Source organism: Mycobacterium sp. (genome assembly GCF_049683355.1).
Classification (GTDB): Bacteria; Actinomycetota; Actinomycetes; order Mycobacteriales; family Mycobacteriaceae; genus Mycobacterium.
This window is the reverse complement of sequence record NZ_JBAUJB010000443.1, coordinates 1-2,409: the sequence shown is the minus strand read 5'-3', so window position 1 is coordinate 2,409 and position 2,409 is coordinate 1. Positions and strand designations below refer to the sequence as shown.

Annotated in this window: 2 protein-coding genes; one reads left to right on the top strand and one right to left on the bottom strand. The window is 68.5% G+C overall.

Annotation, left to right across the window (positions count from 1 at the left end; all coding sequences use genetic code 11):
- Window positions 1-1,063, top strand: a 1,063-nt coding sequence (locus tag WA944_RS25325) for a neutral zinc metallopeptidase (protein ID WP_526647457.1), incomplete at its 5' end; no start/stop codon positions are given.
- Between the two features lie 3 nt (window positions 1,064-1,066).
- Here WA944_RS25325 and glgP read toward each other — a convergent pair.
- The coding region (gene glgP / locus WA944_RS25320) for an alpha-glucan family phosphorylase (RefSeq protein ID WP_526609520.1) at window positions 1,067-2,409 on the bottom strand (1,343 nt) is incomplete at its 5' end.

Below are 2,409 nucleotides of genomic sequence, written 5' to 3'. Positions count from 1 at the left end.
CTTCTGCTATCCGGACCGCACGCTGGGCTGGGACCGCGGCGAACTGCTGCCCTCGTTGAGGGCGGCACACGGCGACATCGGTGTGGTGATGGTGCTTGCGCACGAGTACGGCCATGCCGTGGCGCGGCTGTCCGGCATGTCCAAACGGGACACCCCCACGTTGGTCAACGAACAACAGGCGGACTGCCTGTCGGGTGCATACATGCGCTGGGTGGCGGAAGACACTTCCCCACGCTTCACGCTGAGCACCGGCGAAGGGCTCAACAACGTGCTCGCGGGCGTCATCTCGTTCCGGGACCCGCTGCTCAACGAGGGTGATCCGGACGCCGGCTACGACGAGCACGGCTCAGCGTTCGAGCGGGTGTCGGCGTTTCAGTTCGGCTTCACCGACGGCCCGGCGGCGTGCTCGGCAATCGACCTGCGGGAGATCGGCCAACGGCGCGGCGACCTGCCGGTACTCCTGCCCGAGGACCAGACCGGGGAGCTCGCGGTGACCGAGGACTCGGTGCGCTCCATCATCGACGCGATGGGGATCCTGTTCGAGCCCGCCGACCCCCCGGCACTGAGCTTCGACCCCGCCGACGCAGACAATTGCGGCGATGTCCGGCCCAGCCCGCCGGCGTCCTTCTGCCCGTCCCGGAACACCATCGTCGTCGACCTGCCGGAGCTCGAGGAACTGGGCACGCAGGGCATCTCCCGCGACGGCAGCAACCTGGCCACCGGCGACAACATGGCCTATTCGGTGCTGGTGTCCCGGTACATGCTCGCGATCCAGCAGGAACGCGGCGGAGTGGAGCTCGACACCGCCGCGGCCGCACTGCGCACGGCGTGCCTGAGCGGGGTCGCGACGGTCAAGATGAGCAAGAAGGTCACCACCCCCGACGGCAACACCATCGCGCTGACCGCAGGTGACATCGACGAGGCGGTGTCCGGCATCCTGACCAACGGCCTGGTGGCCAGCGACGTCAACGGCGAGTCCGTGCCGTCCGGGTTCTCCCGGATCGACGCGTTCCGAGTCGGCGTTCTCGGCGACGTGGAGCGTTGTTTCAAGCGGTTCCGCTGACCGTCACGCCAGGGTGACGAGACCGAGCTCGTTGTCGCCGGCGAGCAGCCGGTGGTGCGGCAGCACCCGGACCGTGTAGCCGACCGAACCGGTGATGGGCAGCGGTGTCGTCGCCGTGAACATCTGCTTGCCGCCGTCGGCGGCGCCGGTGTGCCGCATCGGTACGGCGACGGGATCGACCAGGGCGTCGGCAGCGTCGACGCGGCCGAGCACCGCCTGCACCGACACCTCGTCGGGGTGCAGCCCCGCAAGGTTCACCTGCGCGGTCAGCGTGAGCTGCGAACCCAGCAACGGTGTGTCGGGCAGCCCGTAACTGTCCACGTCGGTGATCTCGATCTGCGGCCAGGCGCGGTGGACGCGAAGTCGATACTGTGCGAGTTCACGGGCGGCACCAAACGGCGAATCGTACTCCCCGGCGCTGGAGCTGCCGGGTTCGATCGTCCGCCGCAGCGACCGCGCCGCCGGGATGTAGTACTTCTCGGTGTAGTCCTGCACCATCCGCGACGCCAGCACCTTGGGACCGAGCACCTGCAGGGTGTGGCGGACCATCTCGACCCAACGCGTCGGGATCCCGTCTTCGTCCCGGTCGTAGAACTTGGGCGCCACGGTCTGCTCGAGCAGGTCGTAGAGAACGGACGCCTCGATGTCGTCACGCCGGTCCTCGTCGGCCAGCCCGTCGGCCGTCGGAATCTCCCACCCGTTCTCGCCGTCGAACCACTCGTCCCACCACCCGTCGCGGATCGACAGGTTCAGCCCGCCGTTGAGCGCACTCTTCATCCCGGAGGTTCCGCACGCCTCGAGCGGCCGCAACGGGCTGTTCAGCCAGACGTCGCAGCCGTAGTACAGCTGCCGGGCCATCGACATGTCGTAGTCGGGAAGGAACGCGATGCGGTGGCGCACTTGCGGGCGGTCGGCGAAGCGCACCACCTGTTGGATCAGCGCCTTGCCCCCCTCGTCGGCCGGATGCGCTTTACCCGCAACGATCAACTGGATGGGGCGTTTGTCGTCGAGGAGCAACTTCTCCAGCCGGTCCGGATCGCGCAGCATCAATGTCAGCCGCTTGTAGGTGGGCACCCGGCGGGCGAAACCGATGGTCAGCACCGCCGGATCGAAAGCTGTTGCGATCCAGCCGAGTTCGGCCTCCGCGGCGCCACGGTCGAGCCAGGAGCGCCGGATCCGGGCGCGCACGTCCTCGACCAGCGCCTCCCGCAACTGGGACCGTATCCACCACATGTGTCCGGGGTCGACCTTCTTGAGCCGCTCCCAGGTCTGCGGTTCGCGCAGCGAGCTCAGGTCGTCGCTGCCCAGCAGCTCACGGCCCAGCTCCGTCCACTGCGGCGCGGCCC